At 59.7% G+C, this 23,694-nt stretch carries 22 protein-coding genes; 11 read left to right on the top strand and 11 right to left on the bottom strand.

The features are described from left to right. Nucleotides 1–109: 109 nt before the first annotated feature. Complete coding sequence (locus tag C4S63_RS07750) at nt 110–460, bottom strand: hypothetical protein (RefSeq protein WP_103917229.1); 351 nt, start codon at nt 458–460, stop codon at nt 110–112. A 160-nt stretch (nt 461–620) separates the two neighbouring features. Between C4S63_RS07750 and C4S63_RS07745 the strand changes: the two genes are divergently transcribed. Continuing rightward, nucleotides 621–1,721 (top strand): cellulase-like family protein, encoded by a 1,101-nt coding sequence (locus C4S63_RS07745; RefSeq protein ID WP_234999963.1) that lies wholly within the window; start codon nt 621–623, stop codon nt 1,719–1,721. A 260-nt stretch (nt 1,722–1,981) separates the two neighbouring features. Here the strand turns inward: C4S63_RS07745 and C4S63_RS07740 are convergent, their stop codons facing one another. Then, nucleotides 1,982–2,899 carry a homoserine kinase gene (locus C4S63_RS07740; RefSeq protein ID WP_103917228.1) on the bottom strand — a complete coding sequence of 306 codons (918 nt, stop codon included), beginning with the start codon at nt 2,897–2,899 and terminating at the stop codon, nt 1,982–1,984. A gap of 118 nt (nt 2,900–3,017) precedes the next feature. Here C4S63_RS07740 and C4S63_RS07735 point away from each other — a divergent pair, with 118 nt between their 5' ends. Beyond that, entirely contained in the window at nt 3,018–3,626 is a 609-nt protein-coding gene (locus C4S63_RS07735; RefSeq protein ID WP_062815197.1) for an outer membrane beta-barrel protein, read from the top strand. Nucleotides 3,627–3,691: 65 nt separating this feature from the next. Beyond that, entirely contained in the window at nt 3,692–4,720 is a 1,029-nt protein-coding gene (locus tag C4S63_RS07730) for an alpha/beta hydrolase (protein WP_103917227.1), read from the top strand. Between the two features lie 176 nt (nt 4,721–4,896). On the opposite strand, the gene C4S63_RS07725 is transcribed toward C4S63_RS07730, so the two are convergent. Further along, nucleotides 4,897–5,664, bottom strand: a complete 768-nt coding sequence (locus tag C4S63_RS07725; protein ID WP_103917226.1) for an ATP-binding protein — start codon at nt 5,662–5,664, stop codon at nt 4,897–4,899. Between the two features lie 256 nt (nt 5,665–5,920). Here C4S63_RS07725 and C4S63_RS07720 point away from each other — a divergent pair, with 256 nt between their 5' ends. The 4 genes from C4S63_RS07720 to C4S63_RS07705 all read left to right on the top strand — a co-directional run bounded on the left by C4S63_RS07720 (nt 5,921) and on the right by C4S63_RS07705 (nt 10,009). Continuing rightward, nucleotides 5,921–6,208: a hypothetical protein gene (locus tag C4S63_RS07720; RefSeq protein WP_103917225.1), complete on the top strand. Its 288-nt coding sequence runs from the start codon at nt 5,921–5,923 to the stop codon at nt 6,206–6,208. Nucleotides 6,209–6,223: 15 nt separating this feature from the next. Next, nucleotides 6,224–7,582 carry a DUF2868 domain-containing protein gene (locus C4S63_RS07715; protein WP_103917224.1) on the top strand — a complete coding sequence of 453 codons (1,359 nt, stop codon included), beginning with the start codon at nt 6,224–6,226 and terminating at the stop codon, nt 7,580–7,582. Continuing rightward, complete coding sequence (locus tag C4S63_RS07710) at nt 7,579–9,009, top strand: GTPase/DUF3482 domain-containing protein (protein ID WP_103917223.1); 1,431 nt, start codon at nt 7,579–7,581, stop codon at nt 9,007–9,009. Before C4S63_RS07715 ends, C4S63_RS07710 begins: the two co-directional genes overlap by 4 nt. 274 nt (nt 9,010–9,283) lie before the next feature. Beyond that, nucleotides 9,284–10,009, top strand: a complete 726-nt coding sequence (locus tag C4S63_RS07705) for a DUF1963 domain-containing protein (RefSeq protein ID WP_062815203.1) — start codon at nt 9,284–9,286, stop codon at nt 10,007–10,009. A gap of 299 nt (nt 10,010–10,308) precedes the next feature. Here the strand turns inward: C4S63_RS07705 and C4S63_RS07700 are convergent, their stop codons facing one another. Further along, on the bottom strand, nt 10,309–11,220 hold the full coding sequence (locus C4S63_RS07700; protein WP_062815204.1) for an AraC family transcriptional regulator: 912 nt from the start codon (nt 11,218–11,220) through the stop codon (nt 10,309–10,311). A 139-nt stretch (nt 11,221–11,359) separates the two neighbouring features. Between C4S63_RS07700 and C4S63_RS07695 the strand changes: the two genes are divergently transcribed. The 3 genes from C4S63_RS07695 to mmsB all read left to right on the top strand — a co-directional run bounded on the left by C4S63_RS07695 (nt 11,360) and on the right by mmsB (nt 15,108). Then, nucleotides 11,360–12,856 carry a CoA-acylating methylmalonate-semialdehyde dehydrogenase gene (locus C4S63_RS07695; RefSeq protein ID WP_062815205.1) on the top strand — a complete coding sequence of 499 codons (1,497 nt, stop codon included), beginning with the start codon at nt 11,360–11,362 and terminating at the stop codon, nt 12,854–12,856. Between the two features lie 118 nt (nt 12,857–12,974). Further along, entirely contained in the window at nt 12,975–14,126 is a 1,152-nt protein-coding gene (locus C4S63_RS07690; RefSeq protein ID WP_062815206.1) for an acyl-CoA dehydrogenase family protein, read from the top strand. A gap of 79 nt (nt 14,127–14,205) precedes the next feature. Further along, nucleotides 14,206–15,108 carry a 3-hydroxyisobutyrate dehydrogenase gene (gene mmsB, locus C4S63_RS07685; protein WP_062815207.1) on the top strand — a complete coding sequence of 301 codons (903 nt, stop codon included), beginning with the start codon at nt 14,206–14,208 and terminating at the stop codon, nt 15,106–15,108. A gap of 132 nt (nt 15,109–15,240) precedes the next feature. On the opposite strand, the gene thpD is transcribed toward mmsB, so the two are convergent. The 4 genes from thpD to C4S63_RS07665 form a co-directional block, all read right to left on the bottom strand. Next, nucleotides 15,241–16,173: an ectoine hydroxylase gene (thpD, locus tag C4S63_RS07680; RefSeq protein ID WP_062815208.1), complete on the bottom strand. Its 933-nt coding sequence runs from the start codon at nt 16,171–16,173 to the stop codon at nt 15,241–15,243. Between the two features lie 374 nt (nt 16,174–16,547). Continuing rightward, nucleotides 16,548–17,216 carry a DUF899 family protein gene (locus C4S63_RS07675; RefSeq protein WP_062815209.1) on the bottom strand — a complete coding sequence of 223 codons (669 nt, stop codon included), beginning with the start codon at nt 17,214–17,216 and terminating at the stop codon, nt 16,548–16,550. Between the two features lie 250 nt (nt 17,217–17,466). Next, on the bottom strand, nt 17,467–18,615 hold the full coding sequence (locus C4S63_RS07670) for an alkane 1-monooxygenase (protein WP_035245910.1): 1,149 nt from the start codon (nt 18,613–18,615) through the stop codon (nt 17,467–17,469). A gap of 71 nt (nt 18,616–18,686) precedes the next feature. Continuing rightward, nucleotides 18,687–19,706 (bottom strand): putative solute-binding protein, encoded by a 1,020-nt coding sequence (locus C4S63_RS07665; RefSeq protein ID WP_035245912.1) that lies wholly within the window; start codon nt 19,704–19,706, stop codon nt 18,687–18,689. A 192-nt stretch (nt 19,707–19,898) separates the two neighbouring features. Here C4S63_RS07665 and C4S63_RS07660 point away from each other — a divergent pair, with 192 nt between their 5' ends. Continuing rightward, nucleotides 19,899–20,915: an AraC family transcriptional regulator gene (locus C4S63_RS07660; protein ID WP_103917222.1), complete on the top strand. Its 1,017-nt coding sequence runs from the start codon at nt 19,899–19,901 to the stop codon at nt 20,913–20,915. A gap of 8 nt (nt 20,916–20,923) precedes the next feature. Here the strand turns inward: C4S63_RS07660 and C4S63_RS07655 are convergent, their stop codons facing one another. The 3 genes from C4S63_RS07655 to C4S63_RS07640 all read right to left on the bottom strand — a co-directional run bounded on the left by C4S63_RS07655 (nt 20,924) and on the right by C4S63_RS07640 (nt 23,665). Continuing rightward, nucleotides 20,924–21,544: a class I SAM-dependent methyltransferase gene (locus C4S63_RS07655; protein ID WP_062815210.1), complete on the bottom strand. Its 621-nt coding sequence runs from the start codon at nt 21,542–21,544 to the stop codon at nt 20,924–20,926. A 12-nt stretch (nt 21,545–21,556) separates the two neighbouring features. Continuing rightward, nucleotides 21,557–22,258, bottom strand: a complete 702-nt coding sequence (locus C4S63_RS07650; protein ID WP_103917221.1) for a lysophospholipid acyltransferase family protein — start codon at nt 22,256–22,258, stop codon at nt 21,557–21,559. A 603-nt stretch (nt 22,259–22,861) separates the two neighbouring features. Continuing rightward, complete coding sequence (locus C4S63_RS07640; RefSeq protein WP_200819523.1) at nt 22,862–23,665, bottom strand: hypothetical protein; 804 nt, start codon at nt 23,663–23,665, stop codon at nt 22,862–22,864. Nucleotides 23,666–23,694 lie beyond the last annotated feature (29 nt).

Raw genomic sequence — 23,694 nt, 5'->3', positions numbered from 1 at the left:
ATGGCGGTGAGATTGATCTTTGTCGCCTCGCCAAGCGCGGTTCGCATGTCGCAGATCCCCTGCGGGGGCAAGCATGGCTCCTACAAAAGACTGCCAACCCTCGCAGCTGCTAAAGCTCCCGAATCGGAATCAACGTGGGCGGCGGTGGCGGAGGGGTGTTGTCGCGCAGCGCTGGAGGGCGGACAGATTCGGCCTGGCGCTGACGCAGCTCCTGTTGCTCGTTTTCCAGATACCGGGTGTCCGGGCTGACCGCATTCATGCCCCGGCTTTCATCGCTGGTATCCAGTTCCCGGGGGGACTCCAGATACATGGACTCCAGTTCCTTGCCATCCAGCGGCTGGGCGGGAACCGGCTCGCGGGTTTGCGGCGCATCATCGTCCGGCGGCGCGGAGTCGGGCAGTTGTTCCGCCGCCAGGCTCAGGGCCGGGGCCATTAACAGGGCAATCATTATTTTTTTCATATCCCGATCATAGCGCTCCCGCAGGCCCGGGGGAACTGGCGGATTCGCACCACCCGGTGTCAAGGCGGGTCAATAATTCCCCGTTGGGCTCAGGGCCATTGAGGCGGCACCGGAAAACGGTATGCTGGAGCGCTTAATCTGAAACGGGTGCAGGGCCTGAATGGCACAGCAAAGCAAACCTATCGCAATGGCCTGCTGGGATTTGTCCTGGCTGCTGGACCGTGACAGCCGTCACGGGGCCTTTGCGTCGCTGGAAAAAGTGCTCGATGAAACCCAGCAACGGGGTTTCAATGCCTTGCGCCTGGATCCGTGCCCGCACCTGATTGCCCGCCCCGAGAACGGTGTCCATCTGGACCGCTGTGAATTGCAGGCGCCCGGGTGTGAGCCGGTGGAAGTGAAAATCCGCCACAGCCTCCAGAAACTGCTGCAGTCTGCCCACGAGCGCGGCCTGAAGGTCTGGTTCAGCAGCCGTTTTGTGGATGACAGCCGCGCGCGCCGTTCCTTTGTGCGACGGCCGGAAGACTTCGTCGCGGTGTGGAGCGATACCCTGTCCCTGGTGCAGGAATGGGGTTACCTGGAGGATGTGGCCGGGGTGGATTTCTGCCACCAGTTCCCCGCCCTGCCCTACGCCCATGGCGTCACCCGTCGGGTGTTCAACCGGTCGCCGGACCGGCCGCTGCCGCCGCGCTGGTCCGCCAGCGCCGCCGAACGCATTGAGGAGTATCTGCTGGATATTCCCCGTGCCCTGCATGCCCTGTTCCCCGGGGTGCCCATCGGCCTGAGCACCACCACCCAGATCAGCGAGCAGTTGCGGCAGCTGGATACCAGTGAGCTGGATTTTCTCGATTTCAGCCTGTGGCTGGATGATGATCCGCGCTATCGACTGGCCAGCGGCGAGGCGGTGCCCATGACCGGCCTGGCCCGGCGCCTGGCCAGCCCGGTGAAGCAGCTTCTGCTGGATGCCGGCGGCATGCACTGGCAGCGGCGCATGGAAGACCAGTTACAGCGGCGTATGGCCTTTACCCGTCTGCGGCGTCTGCAGCCGGTGATCGGTGAAGGCTTTGTTCGCCAGCCCCGCCATCTGCGCCGCCTGCCCACCGGCTGGGCGGACCTGCACGAAATGATGGTGGTCTGCGCCCTTACCCAGGGGGTGGAATCCATGACGCCCACCTCCCTGGCCTGCCCGGCCTATGAGTGGCTGTGGCGGGAAGAGGAGTACCTGGCGCACCTGAATCATCTCATCCTGTCCGGCTCGGAGTAATCCCTCGCCCTCTATTTTCACTACAGAGCTCACAGAGTGAATGTAGGAGCGTCGCTGGCGGCGCGATTCACCCAGGTTCGAGTTACGAGGAGCGAGTTCCGAAAAGCGTTTTTACTACAGAGGGCAGAGAGTTCACTGAGGGAAACATTGCGTTATCTATGTGCGCTCAGTGCCCCTGCCGGCAGGGCACTGGCGGTGTGAAAAGTCGGGGGGTGGTTGTGATTTTCGAAACTCGCTCCTCGGAACTCGCTCCTGGCCTCTTACCCCGCCAACGCCGCAATCCGCCACTGAAAAATCCGCGCAAACTCTTCCGGGTCCTTGCTGCCCTGCCCTTCGCTGTGCTCGGACACCGGGCCGGCCAGTCGCGACAACCAGAAGCGCAGGGCGGCCACCGCCAGCGCCTCCAGCAACAGGCTGTCATCCACCTGCCCGCTGGACTCCCGGTAGCCTTCCAGCAGCGCTTGCTCCCGCTCGGCCACCGGCTTGCCATTGCGATCCACACACCAGTCGTTGAGCGTTACCGCCAGATCGTATTCCGGGTAATCCAGGCAGGCGTTGTAGAAGTCCAGCAGGGCGCTGATGCGACCCTGTTGCCACAGCAGGTTGTCGCGGAACAGGTCGCCGTGGATCAGGGTGGTGCCGGTGGGTCGTGCCTGCCAGTCACTCAGCAGTGCCTTGGCCCCCTCGCGGTGGTCGTCTGGCAGCTGGTCCAGGTGGCTAGCCAGTGTCTCCAGCCGTTGACGTTCGCCGGGCAGGGTCTGCAGGGTGCCGGTAGCACATTGATGCAGTTGGGCAAGCAGCGCGCCCACCTGTCGGCAGCGGTCCAGGTCCACGGCAAAATCATGCTCCCCGGGCAGGCGCGGCATCAGCACCGCCGGTTTGCCGGCCACTGTGATCTGGTCCTGGCCGCCATGATCCGTCAGCGGGGCGGGCACCGGCAGACCCTGTTCAGCCAGGTGCGCCAGCAGCACCAGATACGGGGCGAGAGCCGCGTGGGTCAGGGTTTCGAAAACCGTCAGCACTAGTGGCGCAGGTTGCTGGTGGCGATCCTCTGCCTCAATCAGGAAGGTGCTGTTTTCGATGCCATGGCTGGCCGCCCGATAATCCCGCAGTCGGAAGCCGTAACCGTCCAGAACGGCGGCAAGTTGGCGGTGACTGAGCGGGGTATAAACGGACATGGGATTCCTTGTCGGCAAAAAGGCCGCAGATGACCGGACTCTGCGGGCGAGCAATGGTATAACAGGCGCTGATAACAATAACGACGCATCTCCAACAATAACAAAAGGATGACTTGCCATGCGTTACGGGATTCTGTTTTTCGGGTTACTGTTTGCTGCCGCCAGCCAGGCGGACGGGGTGGCGCACTATCAGGACCAGCGTTTCGGCTACGTGGCCGGCAATCTGATGAACATCACCCTGGACTATGACAACCGCGAGCTGACTCCCACCGGGGTGGGGGTGCGTCTGGGGGGCATGATCGACCCGTACTGGGGGGTGGAGCTGCGTGCTGCCGTGGCGCCTTCCGGCGATACCTGGCGGGCCGAGAACAGCCGCAACAAGGTGGATTACACCGTGGATCATATCGGCGCCTTGCTGGCCACCGGCCGGTTGCCGTTCCAGTCACCGGTCACGCTGCCCGTGCTGGATGCCTACGTGGACGAATTTTTCGTGCAGGGCTTTGCGGGTATTGCCGATGTGAAGGTGAAAACCAACCGGCGTCGCTGCAACGCGCTGCGCTGCCGGGATGATGTCTCGCGTAATGATGAGACCAGTCTGGCCTTTGGCGCCGGAGTGGGCGTGCGCACCACGTTCAATCTGGGGCTGACCCTCCAGTACATGCAGTACGTGGACAAGGATTACATCACCGTGACCGGCATCGAAGGCGGTCTGGAGTGGTATTTTTAGTAACGTTTCATGCCGACGGCCTGATGCATGAGCGTCATCGACGGCAGATACAAAGAGGACAATCGATGAATCCTGCAGTATTCGAGCGTGGCGCGGTGCGCGCCCTGATGAGCCTGCCCGGTGCGGTGCTGGACAAGCTGTCCGCCGGCCTGGAAACCCACAGTCGCTCCCATCTGGATTCCCGCCTACGCTTCCTGCTGGCGCTCAGCGCCGCCAAGCCGACGCTGGATAGCGGTACCGTGGAACAGGCCCGCCGCCTGTACCGGGATGTCATCAATCTGCTGGATGTGGCGCCGGTGTCTTTGCCTGTGGTGGTCGATCACCAGGTGCCGCGGGACGATGGCAGCTCGATGCGGGTGCGGCGTTATCGTCCGGCCCTGGCGCCACGAGTGGCGCCGGCAATCCTGTTCATGCACGGTGGCGGCTTTACCGTGGGTGGCGTGGACGAGTACGACCGCCTGTGCCGCTACATTGCCGACCGCACCAATGCGGTGGTGTTGAGTGTGGATTACCGGTTGTCCCCGGAGCATCCCTCTCCGGCGGCGGCGGAGGATTGCCTGGCCGCCTGGCGCTGGTTGCTCGACAACACCGCTGCCATGGGGCTGGACCCGCAGCGGCTGGCGGTGATGGGCGACAGTGCCGGCGGCAACCTGAGCGCCGTGGTCTGCCAGCAGGCCAAACAGGCCGGCCTGACCCTGCCTGCCCTGCAGGTGCTGATCTACCCCACCACTGACGGGGCCCTCAAGCACCCCTCGGTGCAGGCCCTGGGCCAGGGCTTCGGGCTGGATATGGCCTTGCTGACCTGGTTCCGCAGCCAGTTTATTCAGGATCCGGCGATGATGGAGGACTACCGCGTGTCGCCCCTGCGCAACCCGGACCTGTCCGGTCTGCCCCCCGCCATCCTGATCACCGCCACCGATCCGCTGCGGGACGAGGGGCTGGAATATGGCGAGAAATTGCGGGCAGCGGGGGTGGATGTCACTGCCCTGGATTACCCGCAACTGGTCCACGGCTTTCTCACCATGGGCGGCGTTATTCCCGCGGCACGCAAGGCGGTCAATGCCATCTGCGACGCCACCGTCCAGCGGTTGTGATTTAGTTAAAAGTTGAAAGTTCAACGTTAAAAAAGCGCGAGATGGCGTTGTTGCCAAGGGTGAAGGCAGGTGGCCGCGTTGGTGGCTAAGAGTGCAGCATCACAGCGGCGCGTGGGCTTTTCGGTTGCTTCCCATCTCGCTTCGCGCTTTTCAACTTTAAACTTTCAACTTGCTCCTCAAAACTCCCCCACAAACTGATTATAAAACTGCCGTGCCGTACGTCCGGAGCGCACGCCCTTTTCCATGGAAAATCGGCGCGCGCGAACGTGCAATTGCGCCTGGTCTTTTACCGGGCCAAACAGGTGATCGACGATCTCGAAATACTGCGGTTCGCTGATCGGGTAAAAACTCAACGCCAGCCCGAAACGATCCGAAAGGGAAATCTTTTCCTCCACCGCATCACCGTGATGAATCTCCCGGCCCACCACGTGGCTCTGTTCATTGTCTTTCATGTATTCCGGCACCAGATGGCGACGATTGCTGGTGGCGTACAAGCGCACATTCTCCGGCGGCAATTCCAGGGAGCCTTCCAGCACACTTTTCAGATGCTTGTACTGGTGTTCTCCGTCCTCGAACGACAGGTCATCGCAGTAGACGATAAAGCGCTGACTGCGTTCGCGGATATCATCAACGATATCCGGCAGATCCTGCAGGTCGTCCTTGTCCACCTCGATCACCCGCAGCCCCCGCGGCGCAAACTCGTTCAGCAACGCCTTGACGATGGAGGACTTGCCGGTGCCCCGGCTGCCCCACAGCAGCACATGGTTGCAGGGTTCGCCGCGCAGAAACCGTTCCGTGTTCTGCAGGATCTTCGCCTTCTGGGTATCGATGCCGAGCAGATCCTCCAACCGTACCGGATCCGGTCGGCTCACCGGTCGCAGGGTGCCGGAACGGCCCCGCCAGATCGCGGCAGGAATGTTGCGCCAGTCGATGTTGGACGCCATGGAAGCCTCGTGAGAAAAAGTGGGAAAGCAATGACGCCGCCAGGAAAATAACGAAGCCTGACAAACCGGTCTTTCGTTGGAGCCTTGCTTGCAAGGCGAAGAGGCGGCTGTTCTGAAAGGATTCGCCTTGCAAGCAAGGCTCCAACGGTGAAAGTCTAACAAAAGTTTTTCCTCTGGAGCATGCGTGGCCGCTGAACTTTCACTATGCTTGAATCTCCAATGCATGGTCCTCGACGACTATTTCAGGAGATCGTCAATGAAAGCTGTTGCCCTGGTTGTGCCCGCCTTTGCCTTGCTGGCCACCGCCTGCGCCACCCAGTACGACACGGACTACCCGGCCGGGCTGCCGGAAAGCACCACCACCTGCCCGGAAGATCCGCCCCAGGCCTGCACCATGGATTACCGCCCGGCCTTCGGCTATGACGAGCAAGGGGGCATCCTCGGCGAGTACGGCAATGCCTGCGGAGCCTGTGCCACTGACGGGGTGAAATACACCTCCCCCAAACAGCTGCCGCAACCGGCCGCTGCCCCGGACGACAAATAACCTCGAGGTCGCCCCTTGCCCAAGGCCCTGACCCTGCTGCTGGATTTTGACGACCAGTACCGTCGTGATGTGCAACAGAGCCACGCCTTTCTGCACCGCCGCGATCGCCGTTTTGCCCAGCAGCAGGAAGACCAGAAACAACCGCTCACCGTGCCCGCCTGGCTGGCGGCACTGCATGCCCTGAACGGCCAGCGCCGTGAAGCCGGCGCCGACCCGCGCCTGCGTCACTGGCGCCAGGCCCGCTGGGTGTTTGCCGGCCTGGGAGCCCTGCTGGGGGCGGGTTTCATGCTGGGTCTGCTCTGGTATGACGGCAGCCGGCAGATCAACCTGACCCTGCTGATCGGCCTGGTGGCCCTGCAACTGCTGCTGGCCCTGTTCACCAGTCTGCAGGCCTGGCTGGGCTGGCAGCCCTGGGGCAGCCTGCTGGGGGCGCGCCAGGGGGAGGATCCTCTGGCCGCCCTGCGCCCGGCCCTGTGTGCCCGCATCGCCCACACCGGGGGGTTGCTGTTTGCCATCAGCGGTCTGCTGACCTTGCTGGCCCTGGTGGTGGTGCAGGATCTGGCCTTCGGCTGGAGTACGACACTGCAGACCTCCGCCGACGGCTATCACCGGATGGTGGCGGCCCTGGCTCAGCCCTGGCAGAGCCTGTGGCCCGCAGCGGTCCCCTCGGCGGAGCTGGTAAGCGCATCCCAGTTCTACCGGCTTGCGGACACTCCGGCGGATAACCCGGCCTTGCTGGGGACCTGGTGGCCCTTTGTGCTGATGCTGTGGCTGGTGTATGTGCTGTTGCCCCGGCTGGTGTTGCTGATGCTGGCGGCCCTGCAGCTCCGCTGGCAGGCCGGCCGGGCCCTGCGCGCCCACCCGGGCTGGCAGGGGCTGTTCTATCGCTTCGAGACGCCCTGGGTGGAGACCCGTGGCCAGGAAGACAGCCAGCCCGCCCCGGCGGCGGCCAAAACGGACCTGTCGCCCCTGCCGGACAGTGCCACCCTGATCCACTGGGCCGGCGCCGCCATGGACGCCCCCGGCCTGTTGCCCCGCCTCAGCCGCGATCCGGCGCCGCTTCAATGCCGTGCCGGGGGCAACAATTCTCTGGAAGAGGATGCCCGGGTGCTGGAACAGACCGGTGCCCGCAATCAGCCGGTGATCCTGGTTACCCGGGGCTGGGAGCCGCCCACCGGGGAACTCAGCGATTTCATTGTCGATGCCCGCGATCATTGGCCCGCTGCCACCCTGCTGGCCCTGGTGCCGCTGGCGGATGAGCAGGGCACCGCGCTCACCGATGCCGGGCTGCTGGCCCAGTGGCAACGCTTCGTGGATCGTCAGGGCGACAGCCATCTGTTGCTGTGCGCCCCCCGGGAACAGGATCAACCATGAACGAAACGGCCCAACAACTGCCCCGCTTTGCCGTGGTTGGCCACCCCAACAAGGGCAAGTCCAGCGTGGTGGCCACCCTGGCCCAGAACGATTCCATTGCCATCGCCATGGAGCCGGGCACCACCCGCGACAGCCACCGTTACCCCATGAAGGTGGATGACACGACCCTCTACGAGCTGATCGACACTCCCGGGTTCCAGCGTCCCCGCAAGGTACTGGCCTGGTTGCAGGGGCACAGCCTGTCCGCCTCCGATCGCCCGGAAACCGTGGCCGCCTTCGTCACCCAGCATGGGGATGACCCGCGCTATCACGATGAATGCCAGCTGCTGGCTCCCATCGTGGACGGCGCGGGGATCATCTATGTGGTGGACGGCTCGGTACCCTACAACCGGGAACACGAAGCGGAAATGAACATCCTGCGCTGGACCGGCCGCCCCAGCCTGGCGCTGATCAACCAGATCGGCAGCGACGATCACAGTGCCGACTGGGAAGCGGCCCTGGGCCAGTATTTCCAGATCGTGCGTCGTTTTGACGCGGTGCGCGCTCCCTTCGAAAAGCACCTGGACCTGCTGCGCAGCTTCGGGCAACTGGCGCCGGACTGGCGCGAGCCCCTGGATGCGGCGCTGGAATACCTGCAGGCCCTCAAATTTGGCCGCGACAGCCAGGCCCTGGAACATATCGCCGATGCCCTGATCGACATGCTCGGCCATCAGGAAAGTGCCCGCCTGGGCGAGCACGAACCGGCCAAACCGCTGCTGCCCAAATTGCGCCAGCGGTGGCATCACTGGCAGCGCGAACGGGAGCAGCGCCTGCGCCGGTCGGTGGAAGATCTTTATCAGCACCGTCGCCTGCAACGGCAGGAGAGCGACCTGCTCACCCCGGACGATGGCGACCTGTTCAGTGAGCGCACCCGCCAGCTCTGGGGTATCAGCAAGACCCAGCTGGCCGCCGCCGGCTTCGGTGCCGGTGCGGTGGGCGGCGCGGGCCTGGATGCGGTGACGCTGGGGCATTCCCTGGGCACCGGCGCGCTGATCGGTGGTCTGCTGGGCGCCGCCGGCAGCTATTACTACAGCGACAAACTCACCCGCCTGAAACTGGGCCCGCTCAGTGGCGGCTTCCGGGAAGCGGTCTACGGCCCCCTGAAAGACCCCCAGTTCGCCTATGTGGTCCTGGGCCGTGCCCTGGTGCACAGCTACGAAGTCAGCCAGCGCAACCACGCCGGCCGCGACGTGCTGGTGGTCAACGAGGCCGGCGAACACTGGCTCGATCACATGGACCGCAAGGAGCGCCAGCGCCTGCACAAGACCCTGCTGTCCCTGGCCAGCCGCAAATTCGAACCGGGCAAACGCCAACGGCTGATCGAGCAGCTGGAACAGGCGCAACAGGCGTTCGGGCAATGGCAGATGGGGCAGTTTGAAGGCAGTTGACAGTTGATAGTGTACAGTTGACAGCTACGCGGTCTTGATTGGCTGTTAATTGTAGCGCAGGAGGCCGCGCTTAAAGCTTGGGCGCGGCCTCAAGTGTTTTAAAATCGACAAACCGGGCTCGCGCCGCGGTCAACTGTCCACTATCAACTGCCAACTGTATTTTTTTGCATTCCACTCAGTCAGCAAAACCGCCCTGGCAGCAGATTTGTGAAGGCTATTCGTTGCCTTGGTCCCGCACTCTGGGCAAGCTAAAACGACCTTGCGAGGACGTGTGATGCTGCCTGAAGAAATCAAACTCAAGCTGGCCCCCTTGTCCCGGAGTGCCTGGCGGCCCCGGACAGGCCCTGCTGTGCCCGGCGCGCGTTCGAAATTCGGGGGCTTGCCCCTGTTGAGGCCCGACGAGTCCTGGCCCTGTTGTGCCCATTGCCATCAGCCCATGCAGTTGTTCGTGCAGCTGGATTCCGGGGATTTGCCGGCGGAGGCGGGTCAGCCGTTCGGTGACGGGGTATTACAGGTGTTCTACTGCACCAACATGGAAGAAGAATGCGAGGTGCTTTGCCAGGCCCATCTGCCCTTCTCCGAAGCCTCACTCACCCGAGTGATTCCCCGGGATCAGACCGGCGGCTTCGACGCCTTGCCGGTGACCATTCCTGATGCCTTCCCCGAACAGTCGCTCACCGGCTGGAGTCGCCACAACGATTTTCCCGATCAGCAGGAAACCGTGGCCATCAATGATGATCTCCCCGACGGTACCCTCGCCCTGCTCCATGCCCACCGCCCTGCCCCGCGGGCCGGCGACAAGCTGTTGGGCTGGCCGCACTGGGTGCAGAATGTGGACTACCCGACCTGCCCCTGTTGCCAGAAAAAAATGCAATTTATCATGCAGCTGGATTCCACCGACACCCTGCCCTTCTGGTTCGGTGATTACGGTTGCGCCTATGTTTTTCAGTGTGAAAATCACCCTGACGTGATGACCATGACCTGGTCAAGCCGCGCCTGATTTTTGAAAATAAAATTAAAAAAATAAATATGGGAAGCGATGCTTGCGTCGCGAATCCAGCAGTATCTGCGAGGCAGTACCGTCAGCTTTTCAAATAACACCCAGCCGAACCATTAAACGACTACCCACCAATTACCGTAGGGTGCACTGAGCCTAAGGCGAACTGCACCGGTCCGGCGTTTGATGGTGCAGTTCGCCTTAGGCTCAGTGCACTCTACATATCCGCTGGCGTGCTAAAGAATGAGTAACCGTCGTGTGTCCTGCGGTTAACGTACTTTATATTCTGGCTCACTATGGCCCTAATGCCCCCGCTCACGACGGTAACGTTGTGGCGAAACGCCCATCACTTTTTTAAACAATCGCGAAAAATAATAGGGGTCATCATAGCCCAGCCGGGCGGCAATCTGCGCCAGGGTGTCGTCGCTGATATCCAGCAGATAGCAGGCATGGCTGACCTTGATGCGTTGAAAGGCCTGCATGGGAGTTTGCCCGGTCTGGCGTTTGTATTCGCGGATAAAGTGGTAGCGCGACAGCGTACTGGTGGCGCTCACCAGCTCGTCCAGATTGAGACGGCGGGTGAGGGCGGTCTGAAGGTAGCTGTTGACCCGGTTGATGTCCAGGGAGGCGTGGCGGGTGGTGTACTGGCGGCGCATCAGGGCCGCAAAGGCCAGCAGGCTGCGCAGCAGGTTGGCAGCGTAGACCAGGTGCTCCGGCTGTACCCGGGTGGCGGCGGCGAGCAGGGCCTGAAATTCCTCTGCCAATCGTGAATGCACCCCTACCGTTACCCGCTGACGCTCCACGCCCTCCCCGGCAATTTCGTCAAAATACCCTGCGACCTCATCCCCCCCTAAATGCACCCAGTAAATACTCCAGGGATCACTGTCGTCCGCCTGATAGCGATGGGGAAGGCCTTCCGGCAGCAGTAACAGATCCCCGGCGGTTACCGCCAATGTCTGGCCCTCGACCTGCAGCTGGCCCTGGCCTGAGACGCAGTAAATCAGCAGATCATCCGCGGGATTCGCCCGGTACATGCGGTGTCCGCTGGCATGGGGGTAGTAGCCGACGCCATGGGGCAGGCAGCCGCGACAGAGTGGGTGCGCCGTCATGGTGGCCAGCACCGCCGGGGGCACCACGGTGCGCTGGCCACTGGCGGGCAGCGGCCAGCGGGAGGTTTCCGCCGGGTGGTTGTCGGGGTCGGTTGAAGAGCTCATAAGCAGCAATATAGTCCATCTTGGATCAAAAGTGGCTATCTCTATCCGCCGGAGGCTGTGCTACAACGTATTCAGAGGTTCCTTATCGCGCAGACTCGCTTCACGCTGGCTCGCCAGCCCAAACAAGAATGGAGACCCCATGGCTCGTCAACTCCCCATGCTGATCAATGGCGAATTCGTCGCCAGCCAGACCGACCAGTGGATACCGGTTACCAATCCGGCCACGCAAGAGGTGCTGTGCGAAGCCCCGGCGGCCACCGCCGGCGAAATGGAGCAGGCCATCGCTTCCGCCAAGGCGGCCTTTGCCGACTGGAAGGAAGTGCCAGTGTCCGAGCGGGCGCGGTTGATGCTGCGTTACCAGGCCCTGCTCAAGGAGCACCAGGAAGAGATTGCCGAGATCCTCAGCCAGGAAACCGGCAAGACCTTCGAGGATGCCAAGGGCGATGTGTGGCGCGGTATCGAAGTGGCCGAGCAGGCCGCCAATATCGCCTCGCTGATGATGGGCGAGACCATGGGCAATGTGGCGCGCAGCATCGACAGCCACTCCTGGACCCAGCCGCTGGGGGTCTGTGCCGGTATCACCCCCTTTAACTTCCCGGCCATGATTCCCCTGTGGATGTTTCCCCTGGCCATCGCCGCCGGTAACACCTTCGTGCTCAAGCCTTCCGAGCAGGATCCCATGACCCCCAACCGGCTGGCGGAGCTGTTCCAGCAAGCCGGTGCGGCGCCGGGTCTGCTTCAGGTGGTCCATGGCGGCAAGGAGCAGGTGGATACCCTGCTGACCCATCCCGATATCAAGGCGGTGTCCTTTGTGGGTTCGGTGCCGGTGGGGCAGCACGTGTACCGCACGGCCACTGAGCATTTGAAACGGGCCCAATGTTTTGCCGGTGCCAAGAACCATATGGTGATCATGCCGGATGCGAAAAAAGAACAGGTGATCAGCAGCCTGGTGGGCTCCTCCTGCGGGGCGGCGGGGCAGCGCTGCATGGCCATCAGTGTGGCGGTGTTCGTGGGCGACTCCAAAGCCTGGATTGATGAGCTGAAAGACGAGTTCGCCAAGATTCGCCCCGGCGCCTGGAACGATCCCGATGCCGCCTACGGCCCGCAGATCAGTCCCCAGGCCAAACAGCGTGTGCTGACCCTGATCAAGCAGGGCAAGGAAGAGGGCGCCAACTGTTTGCTGGATGGTTCCGAGTGCACCGTGGATGGCCTGCCGGATGGCAACTGGGTGGGGCCCACCCTGTTTTCCGGTGTGACCCCGGAGATGTCCATCTACCGGGAAGAAATCTTCGGCCCGGTACTCTGCTGCGTCACCGTGGATACCCTGGAAGAGGCGTTGGAGCTGGTCAACAACAGCCCCTACGGCAACGGCACCTCCATCTTCACCGCCTGCGGCGCCGCGGCGCGCAAATACCAGCATGAAGTGGAAGTGGGGCAGGTGGGTATCAATGTGCCGATTCCGGTGCCGCTGCCGTTCTTCAGCTTTACCGGCTGGAAAGGCTCGTTCTACGGTGACCAGCACGCCTACGGCAAACAGGCCGTGCGCTTCTACACAGAAACCAAGACCGTCACCAGTCGCTGGTTCGATTCCGATATTCCGGCGGCCGGGCCAAACATGAGTATCAATTTGAAGTGACGGGATTCTCCGTAGGAGCGTCGCTGGCGGCGCGATTCCAGCGTCAGGTTATCGCGCCGCCAGCGACGCTCCCGGGGCAGGGTCTTGAATGATGAAAAGGTCTTGAAAGGATCAACGCGTGGACTTTTCTTTTAGCGAAGAACAAATCGCCTTCCGCGAAACGGCCAGACAGTTTTCTGAAAAAGCGCTGGCGCCTTTCGCCGCAGAATGGGATGCAAACAGCCTCTTTCCCAAAGACGCCATTCGCGAAGCTGGGGCGTTGGGATTCTGTTCCCTGTACTGCGATGAAGAGCACGGCGGCATGGGGCTGAGCCGACTGGATGCGGCGCTGATCTTCGAGCAACTCTCCCAGGGCTGCACCTCGACCACGGCTTTCATCACCATCCACAACATGGCCACCTGGATGCTCACCCGGTTTGGCAGCGATGCCATCCGGGCGCGCTGGGCGGCGGACCTGATGAGTGGGGAAAAGCTGGCGTCCTACTGCCTTACCGAACCGGGGGCCGGTTCCGATGCGGCCTCATTAAGCACCACCGCGAAAAAAGACGGCGATGACTATGTGCTGAATGGCGCCAAAGCCTTCATCTCCGGCGCCGGCGATACCGATGTGCTGGTATTGATGGCGCGCACCGGTGGGCCCGGAGCCGGCGGTATTTCCTGCTTTGCGGTGCCCGCGGATACCCCCGGCATCAGCTATGGGCGCAACGAAGCCAAGATGGGCTGGAAAAGCCAGCCCACCCGGGCGGTGATTCTGGAAGACGCACGAATTTCTGCCGATTGCCTGATCGGTGAAGAAGGGCAGGGCTTCCGAATCGCCATGGCCGGGCTGGATGGTGGCCGCATCAATATCGCCAGCTGCTCCCTGGGTGCGGCCCAGGCAGCTCTGCGCCAGGCCCAGCAATACGTGCAGGAACGCAAACAGTTCGGCCAGGCCATCGGTGATTTCCAGACCGTGCAATTCACCCTGGCGGATATGGCCACAGAACTGGTGGCTGCCCAGCAAATGGTGCGCCTGGCCGCCTGGAAACTGGATCAGAATCACAGCGATAAAAGCATGCTGTGCGCCATGGCCAAACGCCTGGCCACGGACCTGTGCTTCAACGTCTGCAACCAGGCCCTGCAACTGCATGGTGGCTATGGCTATATCAGTGAGTACCCGCTGGAGCGCTACGTGCGTGATACGCGGGTGCACCAGATTCTGGAAGGCACCAACGAAATCATGCGCGTGATTATCGCGCGCAATGTGCTGAAAGATTTATCGTTTCTGTAAAGGGTCGGACGTCAGAAGTCCGGCCCGTCTCTAAACGCACAAAAATATCCGCTCGGGAAAGCGGCAGGGAGAGACAACCATGAAAATCGGATTCTTCGGTGTCGGTCATATGGGTGGTCCCATGGCCGCCAATCTGGTCAAGGCCGGACATGAGGTAGCGGCATTTGATCTGGTGCCCGCCTTGTTGGCGGCTGCAGTGAATGATGGCGTCAAGGCTGCCGAGAGTGCCGCTGAAGCGGTGCAGGGAGCGGACGTGATCGTGAGCATGCTGCCCTCGGCGGCGGCGGTTCGTGGCTTGTACCTTGGCGCCCGGGATAGAGAAGACGGGGGCGTGCTGCAACACATCGATAAAAGCGCCCTGATTATCGACTGCTCCACCATCGATGCGGACACTGCGCGGGATGTGGCAGGCATTGCCCGAGAGCAGGGCAGGGTGATGATCGACGCCCCGGTCTCCGGTGGCGTGGGCGGGGCAAAGGCGGGCACCCTGACTTTTATCTGTGGCGGTGAAAGCGACGCCATCGAACGGGCCCGCCCGGTGCTGGAATGCATGGGCGCCCAGGTGTTCCGTGCCGGCGACAACGGTGCCGGCCAGCTGGCGAAAATCTGCAACAACATGCTGCTGGCCATCCACATGATCGGCACCGCGGAAGCCCTGCAGATGGGCGCGGACCACGGCCTGGACCCGGCGGTACTGTCCGAGATCATGAAAGCCAGTTCCGGCGATAACTGGTCCCTGGACAAGTACAACCCCTGGCCCGGTGTCATGGAAAATGTCCCTTCATCGAAAGACTATGAAGGCGGCTTCGCCGTGAAGCTGATGAACAAGGATCTGGGCCTGGCACTGCAAGCCGCCCTGAGCACTCAGTCCGCCACCCCCATGGGAAACCTGGCAAAAAGCCTCTACGCCGCCCATGGGAACCATGGCTACTCTGAAAAAGACTTTTCCAGTATCCAGCGGTTTTTTCGCCACAAGGAGTAAGGCAGTTAACAGTTAACAGTGAATAGTTAACAGCGCGCGAGAGAGCGTCACTCCAACTGAAATGAAAAAGGCCGCGCCCAAATCGGGGTGCGGCCTTTTTTGTTTTCGCTGTTAACTGTTCACTATTCACTGTTAACTATCGTCCGCTTGCCAAAGCCGATCCGGCTCATGCCCAAGAAAACGCGGGCGCCGTTTTTTGGCTGCATAAGGTTTATGGCAGGCGTTGTCACGCCGGTTGAACACGAAGAACACATTGCTGCGCGGGTCCGGCGACATGTTGGCGTTGGAGCCGTGCAGGGTGTTGCAGTCGAACAGCAGCAGGCTGCCAGCCGGGCCGGTGGGGGCGTCGATACCATGGCGACTGATCATGGCTGCCAGCGTCTGCTCCGAGGGGACGCCGATCTGCTGGGTTTTCAGTGATTGCTTGTGGTGCTCATCCGGTGTGGGGCCTACACAGGGAATAAAGTGTTTGTGGGACCCGGGGATCAGCATCAGCGGTCCATTGAAGGAGTGATTATCCGTCAGGATGATGGAGGCACTTACCGCATGCATGGCCGGCATGCCGTCTTCCGCATGCCAGGTTTCAAAATCGGAATGCCAGTTGAACCCCTTGCCCTTGAAGCCGGGTTTGTAGTTGATCCGGGACTGGTGCACATAGTGGCCGCCACCGAGAATCTGCTCCACCCGTTGGGTCAGTCGCGGATCGCGGGCCAGGTGTTGAAAGGCCCGGTGCAGGAAATGCACGGCAAACACGGACCGGATCTCATGGCTATCCGGCTCGGTGATAGTGAACGGCTTGCCCCGGTAGTCCTCACGATTGAGCAGCTCGCTCATGGCCTCGGTCAGAGAGGCTACCTCCTCAGGCGGCAGAAAACCGGGCTCGAAAAGAAAGCCGTTTTCCTCGAAATGATCCAGCTGTTGTTCGGTCAGTGGACCGGGCAAGTGGCGGCCTTTGACCGTATTCTCCCGGCGCTCGTGCCAGGGGTGTTCCGGTTGCTGGTGCAGCCGGGTGGGGTAGGGGTCGGCCTGTATCGGGGCCGGGCAAGTCAGGTTCTGCGCTGACATCAAATCACCTCCGCGATCTAATCCACCGTTCAGAAACCGCCTTGCTAAAAGGCGTTCAGTGTCATCATCTCCTGTTGGCGACCTGGGCACTCGAACAGCCGCCATCGGGCCAGACGGCAAAAAAACTGACGCAGTGCATCAAGTCGAGTCTGTTGCTCAAATAATCCGGCAAGCAGAAAGGCCGGGGTGCGTGAAGATAAGGGTTATAACGGGAGTTTCAACCCTTGTGTGGGAAGTTGTCGGGCAATAGCGTTGTCCGTATTGCACATGGTTAACTCACCCTGCCTGGCCCGGGCGATGCGTTTCGTCTCAACGTGGAGATAGCAGTTGGCGAACGCCATGTCTAAGTCCATATCCGCCAGCATGCTTATCAACTAGTAGTCATCGTGCATACGCCACCATTGGTAGGGCTCGCTTTGTGGCCAGCCACCGGGCGAATCTTCCCACTGTTCCTGGCGGCCGTACGGGGTGATATCCAGCAGCCGGAAATGGGTATCGAACAGTTCTCCGCCACGGTCGGTACTGAAGTAGGTGCGGTAGACCAGGTTGTCGTCGTCGCGAATAAACACGTTGATGGCAAACCCCTTGCCGGCGCCGAACGCATCCGCGAAACGACGCTGATGGTCGGTATACCAGGGCGCCTGCCAGTGCATACGCTTTTGCAGTGCCAGGATCTCGTGTTGCGGTGCCGGGGAGGTGAACACGAACGTCGTATCCCTGGCGTTGACGTGGGCAAGATTGTGGCCAATGTTGTCCATCACCATTGAGCAACCCTCAAAGGGGGTGGCGCCGGGCTCAAGCATTGCGCAATAGACAATCAGTTGCCGGCGTCCCTCAAACAGATCCACCAGACCCACCTCACCATGCGGCCCGGTGAAGGTGTAGTTTTCTTCCACGGGCACCATCGGTAACCGACGGCGTTCGGCAGCCAGCTCGTCCTGCATTCGGGTCAATGCCTTCTCCCTGTCAAGCAGGGCCTGTAGAGACGCTTCCCACTCATTGTGGGAGGTGGTTTTTGGTAGTGCCGTTTTTTTCGAGGTCATGAGTGCGACTCCTTTTGTTCCGGGTGGTCTACTTCATGATCGAATGTGCCGCGTCGATTTCGACAAGATCCTGACTCTGGCAGTGTAGGCATTTGGCGTGGCCGGTCAAAGGGCGCTACCGTGTTGAAAAAAGGCGTTAATGCTTTTCGAAGGGAGGGGAAAGCGGTGGCAATGTGTCGGTAAAACACCGGACTGTGATGCAGTGCGAAAACACCGGTGAGCGGCGCAAGGCCACTCACCGGTACCGAAATCAGGCAATATTGTTGATGCGCGGGCCTTCGCGGAACAGCTGATCCAGCTCGCCTTGGTAGTAGGCTTCCACCCGCGGGTTCATCACGGCTTTCCACAATGGCGGCACCATGGCCAGCAACATCATGGCGGAATAACCAGCTGGCAGTTGCGGGCTCTCGTCATAGTGGCGCAGCACCTGGTAACGACGCTTGGCATAGGCGTGGTGGTCGCTGTGGCGTTGCAGTTGGAACAGCACCAAATTGGTCACAAGGAAATTCGAGTTCCAGCTGTGTGCCGGGGTGACCCGTTCATAGCGACCGGTCTGCAGTTGGCGACGATGCAGGCCGTAGTGTTCGATGTAGTTGACGATCTCCAGCGCCAGAGCCGCAAAGAAACTCTGGCCGACAAAAAACAGCACTCCTTGCCAACCCCACAGGACACCGAAGGCTACCGCAAACAGGAAGGAGATGCCGTACCACCAAATCAGCTCGTTATGAATGCTGATGTTGTTCTTGCCCTTGCGTTCCAGGTACTGCTTTTCCAGTTTCCACGCATTCTTGAAATTGCGCACAAACGCCTTGGGCAGAAAATCATACAGAGACTGGTTATAGCGGCTGGAAGACGCATCATCCGGGGTGGACACATGCACATGGTGACCACGCACATGCTCCACCTTGAAGCCGCCGTAGGTCACCGACGACAACAACAGGCCGCCCATCCAGTTTTCCACCTTGGGGTCCTTGTGAATCAGCTCGTGACCCAGGTTGATAGCGATCATGCCGCCAAGCAGGCCGATGGACATGATCCAGCCGAGCATGCCGGCCGAGGAATAGTCATTGCTGACGAACACATGGCCGGCATAGAACAACAGGCCCAGCCAGGCCACGGCCAGCAGCAGGGGCAGGGAGCGGTAGCTCTTGTCCTGGGACAGTTCGGGGACCTGTTTTTCTTCATCCGGGTTCACCGGGTCCTTGCCGACCAGGTAATCCACCACCGGCACCAGAATGAAGAACACCGCCAGAATCATCCAGGCCCAGAGATTCTGGGTGCCCTGCTCACGACCCACCAGCGCGGAAAACGGCACCATGGGAAGAAAGAGCATCCAGCAGGCCAGGTAGCCCCATTTTTTCAAACGCAACAAGGTATCAGGATTGATTTTTTCCAACATGATAATGCCTCGCATAATGCTGTGCAGATCACTGCAAGATGACGTTGAAAGAAAAGAAATAATCGATCAGATCATTCGACGGGATTGACGCATTCCGCTCGGGACGGATTGCCCTTGCAGCGCACCTTGCGCAGCAGGCTCATCATGTCCTTGTTGTAAACGCCCTGGTTGGCCAGATCGATACGGGCCTGGCGAAACATTTCGTCGTAACGAGTAGTTTCTTCATCAGAAATATTGATCCACCACTTTTCATTCACTTCGCCGTCGGCGTTGTTGATGATGCGCATGGCACGATCAAACTGGCCGGCCAGATACTTGCGGGATTGATCGGCAAAATCTGCGGGGAAAAGATCCTTGCGAAGAATCAGCTGTGCACTCAATTGGCCGAGCACCAGATCAATGATGCCGCCGTCCGGCTGCATGCCCTTGTACAGTTCTAGGGCGGAATAACCGAAGATGGGAGCGAAGCAGGTATCCACGGAACCGTTGTTGAAACGGGTGGAGAAGTTGGTGATATCCGACATCACCGGTGACATGCCCACACGCTTGGCCATGTTCGCCTCGGCCACATCGTATTCCAGCACCGCAATGGATTTTCCCGCCAGTTCTTCCACCGTATCGATGCTGTTGTCCTTCACGAACAGATAGGCTGCGCCCATGGGTACCAGGCCGCCAAACTCATAGGGGCCGGACACCAGATGTGGGTTTACCTTGGGGTTACCGCTGGCCAGGATCGTCACCACCATGCGCATAGCATCGTAGTCGGGGATGGCGCCGATGGAATCCATGCTGCCGGTATAGCTGATGAACTGACGGCCACGGATGCCGGTAAGCAGGGCGCCATCGCATTGCTTCGCCTTCAAATCTTCGGCGGCAATTTTCTCGTCGGTATAGGGCTTCAATTCAATGTCCACGCCCCAGCCGAGCGCGGCGGTCTTGAAATCCTTCATGATGCCGTAGAAATCACCGTTGGCACCGACCAGATCGAAAACGCAGAGTGTGCGTTTGTTGCCAATGCTGGCGTGAGTGCTGTTGGCGAAAAGGACCGTGGAAACCACGAGAAAAATAATAAATTGTTTTGCATATCGCATGATGTTCTCCCTGATGAAAGGCAGCCAATACGTAAGGTTTTATTGTGCTTTGTTACCTTCCTGTACCGTTGTCGTGCTCGGGGTTTGAGCAGTGGAGATCGATGCTAGATATGCGACCGGTGCTGGGGTAGGTTGTCTGTAGACAGATTGGGGTCATTTTTTGACAATGCGAATTTTCGGATCTTGCCAGCCATGAACCAGCCGATGGAATGGGCACTGTCCATCAACTATCTCCGCCAGGTGGCAGACCAGCTCACGGAGATGGGGATCGACGTTGCTCCCTGGTTGGCTTCCCATGAGCTGTCGCTGGCCGATCTTGAACAGGCCGATACCAGCGTTCCCTGGGAGGTGGTCCGAGCCCTGTTTCTGGAAGCGGAAGCGATCACCGGAGAATCCGCCCTGGGTCTGATGGTGGGCGAGCGGCTGCGCATCAATAATCATGGCATGGTCGGCTATGCAGCCATGAACAGTGGTTCTGTCCGCCAGGTGGTGGAATTACTGGAGCGGTTTATTCCCCTGCGTATCAACCTGGTCATGGTCAGCCATCAGGTGGAGGGCAACTACCTGAATCTGCAGATACGGGAATTGCTGCCGCTGGGTGAGCTGGGGCCCTTCCTGCTCGGGGCCGTGGTGGTGGCGGTAAAGAACGTGCTCGACTTCATTACCCTGGGCAACTGTCAGGTGGCTGAGGCCAGCTTTACCTTTGACGAAGCCTTCGACCGGGAACTGGTCCGCTCCCTGTTCCGCTGCCCGGTACGCTACAACCAGAACTGGACCGGCCTGTCCCTGCCGCTGGAAGTGGTGGACCAGCCCCTGAGAACCGCCGACCCTGCCGCCTTCGAACATGCGGAAAAACTCTGCGAACGGGAATTGCAGAACCTGGTATCGGATGCGTCCGTATCAGCACGGGTGCGCCGACTGATGCTGGCCAAACAGGTGAACTTTCCCTCACTCACCGTCACCGCCCGCATCCTGCACATGACCCCGCGAACCCTGCACCGCCGGTTGCTGGATGAAGGCACCTCGTTCCAGGAAATCCTCGACGAAGTCCGCCACGCCCTGGCCATGGAATACCTGAAAAGCCAGCACATGACCATTCAGGAACTGGCTTACACCCTGGGCTACGGCGACACCGCCAACTTCCGCCGCGCCTTCAAACGCTGGACCGGCGTAGCGCCGTCGTTTTTCCGGGAGGGGAATGAAAACTGACGAAACAGTCAGGCGCGCTTTCTGGCCACAATAAAGACAGACAGGCTGTCCGGCTGCCATTCATGGTCGATATCAAAGCCAGCCCGAGCCAGCATGGCGAACAACTCGTCCCTGTCGAAGCGACTGACATGGGGCGCAAAACCAAGCGCCTGCATTAACGGGATAAGCAGTCGCCAGTGCAGCTTCATATCGGCGGCAAGTACCGTGTTGGCAACGAAAATACCGCCGGGTTTCAGCAGACTGCTGACTCGGCCGATGGCGGCGTCGGGGTCTTCCAGCAGATGTAAGATATTCAATCCCAGCACGGCATCAAAACTCCCGGGGGCCAGCGGCAGGCTGTCCAGCGTGCCCTGCTGGAAGCGGATATTGCCAATGCCGGCATCAGCAGCTTTGGTTTGCGCGATCTCCAGCATATTTTTGGAAATATCCGTGGCAAGAATGTCCCGCACATAAGGCGAATGGAGGATGGCTGTGCCGCCAGTGCCACAACCGAATTCCAAAACAGACCAATCCGGTTGGAAGTACTCCCGGGTGATGGCCAGTTTTTTCTGGTAGCTGGCTTCGTCCCGAATCGGACTTTTGGCATAGCGGGCGGCGGCCTTGTCCCAGAAAGTTTCCGCGCTTTTCATTGGTTGTGTCCTTCAGGTGCTGGCATGTTCCGTCAGCATTTCCTGCAAACGGCGCTCCAGTGCGGCATGAAAGGCATCAACGGCATTAGGGTCATCGTCGCTACAATTGCCGGGCGGTGACATTGGTGCATTCAGGTAATGAACCAGTTTGGCGGGCCTGGGAATGGGGGTGCCGAACTTGCCAAGGATAACCGGGGCGGCCAGCCTGTAGCGGTTGTACACCCAGTCGGTCACCGGGTTCGCGATCACATGATAAATGTCGTCCGCCGCCGGGCAGGCGGACAGCACCACCGGCGCGCCGGTACGCATGGCCAGCCGCGCAAACCCTTTCCGGTCACGGATATTCAGCTGGTACTTCTGGCTACTGGGCCGCAGCGCTTCACGCATGCCCCCCGGCGCCACCAACACCAGCTCGCCATCGCGCAACAGACTTTCCGCGTTGTGCTGTGAACCCTCAACGAAACCGTAGGCGGATGCCAGATCCCGGACCACCGGAATCTTGAAGATATAGCGATCACCCAGCAGCCACACATCACGACCCAGGCGTTCCCGCACAGCGGCAGCCAGCAGGCCGCTGTCATAGGTGGCCAGGGAATGGTTTACCACAATCAGCGCAGGGCCACTGGCCGGGATATGCTCCAGGCCTTCGACGCGGTGCTCGTGATAGCGGGCGGCGCGGTTCATGACGGTGTCTGCGATATTGATGATGTTCATGGTGATGGACCGGTTTGAGTCTGTTTGTGTGAGATGGTGGGCTAGCGCTTGACATAATGCGGTGGAACGTCAGTGCTGTTCGTCTTCAAAAAATTGTTAGATTTATTAAAGTAATCATAATAAATGATATAGACAGGCCAAAATATATCGCGAATCTCTCGGTCATCTACCAAGAAGTGATGAACCCCTAAACTATCGCCACATCTTCCCAAACCACAGCGGAACCCTTCTAGCTCTTCAGTTCGCTTACTCAGGTCGGAACCAGCATCTTCGAAATGCTTTGCGTTATTACAAAGATCGCGGATAATTTTGTACTCCGTCATCTCATGAAGCCGGGCATGCAATTCCTCTTCTCGCGATCTATCAGAGACAGGTTTATTCCGATAGCGCCTGGGTCCGCCAAGGCATATCCACTCTCGTAGGTGGTAAAGCGGAAATATAGCCGTGTAGATCCCATCTGCCGTCGGGTTATCAAAGAATGCCACCAACTCCGTCTGAAGTTTCTTATAGAGATACTCGGGGGAGTTGTATGAGAATAATCCTGCCATATAAACCTAACGCTGAAGGCAGCGGCGCGTCTTACGCGTCCGATGACCTGACTTGTTATCTACCGACCTTGCTTCCCAATGCTGAGATGGCCTTCTTGGCATCCTCTAACTTTTGCTTTTTCCGTATTGCTTCCAGCTTCTCGTCAAGAACAAGTTCAATCCCAACTTTCACTATAGGGAAAGCAGCTAGGCATTCTGACTCGCCTAGCTCGTGTATTCCCTTGCTCAATATTGCGTACATGGCTCGGTTTTCGACCAAAAACTTGGGAAGGAGCTCTTCAAGCATCTTTATTTTTTCGTTCATTTTGGCGCTCTGAAAAGCGGCTTCATCCCAGGAGTCAAGGTGTTGAGCTTCCACATGTGCCTCTTCGATTAGAGACTCGAAGATTCTTCTTAAATAAACAAAAGAACCAATCCCAACTCCGTGAGCTGCAAGCCCGATTGCTTTAGTGAATTCCCGATAATAATTTCCACTGAGGGTTTTCGAGTACTTTTTTATATCGTAGACGTTGAGAGTTGCAACAGACGGCGTTTGACCAATTTTCTGGAGTGTCGTTCCAGTCGCGAGAATGATAAAAGTGAGATTGTGGCTGGCATCTCGAGTGCATGCTACTTGGACAGAGAAAATTCCTGCGTCCACCCATTTTTCGTTTCCGTAGCTGATATGCCTCCCATTCGGCCAATACCGCCTGAAAATGCTGTGTGAATTACAGCCTGGGCAATAAGAATCAAAGGTCCCATCGTAGTATTTGACCTCCCATCCTTGATCAAGATCTGGGTCTTCGTATTCGACCGTCTCATACAAAGGGAAATCTATAAAAAACTGTTCTGGTGTTGGGTATTTCTTATTCTCTGCCAAGACACTCCCCTTTATAGATAACGCTTGTA

The sequence above is a fragment of the Alcanivorax sp. DSM 26293 genome (assembly GCF_900107995.1).
Taxonomy (GTDB): domain Bacteria; phylum Pseudomonadota; class Gammaproteobacteria; order Pseudomonadales; family Alcanivoracaceae; genus Alcanivorax.
This window is presented reverse-complemented; position numbering and strand designations above follow the sequence as displayed.